The following is a 1,139-nucleotide window of genomic DNA, read 5'->3' as shown; positions in this document are numbered from 1 at the left end:
AATCTCTTATCCATTCTTGAGATTGTATTAGATAGTTTTAGATTATAATAGATTACTGCGAACTGTTTTTAACCCCTGACCCTGTGCGCTTCTGCCAAGGTTCATCAAACCTGTCCTCAAACTATCCTGACGCTGTGCTGCCCCTTCCCGGACGGTATTGGCGGCGACAATACTGGCACCGTTCCAGCTCAATGACCTCATGCGCTCCCGGGCCTGTTTCTGCGCCCCTGTCAGTCCGGCACCATTCTTACGCATCACCTGCCCGGCAAAATAACTTGAGCGCATCAGGGCATCGGGAATGTCGTGAACTTTTAAGCTAAAACAGAGTCTATCTTACAGAATCAATTTTGAATATCCCTGCTCACCAAAGTGAAATAATAACGATTGAAAAACAAACTATGAATTTAATAAGAAACCTTTCCTGCTTTGGTGGTTCACTCCCATCAACACCGGATCAAGCTCGATCAGAAAGAACCAGTGGTACCGCTATGGGCAGGAACGTCATTGTGCGTGACAAGAAAGAGCTTTCATTATTGCTCGATTTACCACTGGAAATACAATCCAAAATTTATTCCTATTTGCAGGCTCATGATATTACCCGTTTAACACGGGTAAATTCATACATGAACAGTACAATCAAAAACGATACTTCAATAGCAAGGGCCTGGTATCGCCAATTTCCTTCATCACAGCAGGCTCTGATGGAGACAATCGTCACTGCAAAAGATAAAGATCAACTCGAGGATTGGTTGAGGCGCTTTACAAAGGATGAGGCATTAATCAAGTCAATCATGGATTGCCAAACGAGTGTTTATTTTCCTGCGCTGTTCTTTTCCTCTATCACTAAACTGATGTCTGAATGTAAAACATTTAAATTGGAGACAAAAGCCACTCTCCCCATCTTTGCTACACGGAACTTGCACACCACTGCTACAAAGAAATTGGCAAGCTTCGGCCTCGATAGTCGCCATATTTTGATCGTCAGTGACAATAAAACGTTGAAAATCTATTGCTGTGAATCATGGACAGTAAAAGCCACTATTTCCCATGATAACAGTATCAATGAGGCCACCTTCAGTGCCAGTGGCCGCCATGTGGTGACCGCAAGTAACGATAAAACCGCAAAAATTTATGCTCTG

The 1,139-nt window shown here is 43.3% G+C and carries 2 protein-coding genes; one reads left to right on the top strand and one right to left on the bottom strand.

Annotated features, from left to right (window positions below; genetic code table 11):
* Nucleotides 1-42: 42 nt before the first annotated feature.
* Nucleotides 43-285 carry a hypothetical protein gene (locus tag KDK17_RS12445; protein ID WP_257288196.1) on the bottom strand — a complete coding sequence of 81 codons (243 nt, stop codon included), beginning with the start codon at nt 283-285 and terminating at the stop codon, nt 43-45.
* A 113-nt stretch (nt 286-398) separates the two neighbouring features.
* Between KDK17_RS12445 and KDK17_RS12440 the strand changes: the two genes are divergently transcribed.
* On the top strand, nt 399-1,139 hold a 741-nt coding region (locus KDK17_RS12440), incomplete at its 3' end, for a WD40 repeat domain-containing protein (protein WP_257254415.1).

Origin of the sequence: Endozoicomonas sp. SESOKO2, from assembly GCF_024606245.1 — a bacterium.
Taxonomy (GTDB): domain Bacteria; phylum Pseudomonadota; class Gammaproteobacteria; order Pseudomonadales; family Endozoicomonadaceae; genus Endozoicomonas_A.
Note: the sequence above shows the minus strand (reverse complement) of the source record. Positions and strands in the feature narration are given on the sequence as shown.

Bases quoted from the DNA above. Each gene is read 5' to 3' on its own strand.
- KDK17_RS12445 (WP_257288196.1), bottom strand. From the start codon at position 285: ATGCGCTCAAGTTATTTTGCCGGGCAGGTGATGCGTAAGAATGGTGCC.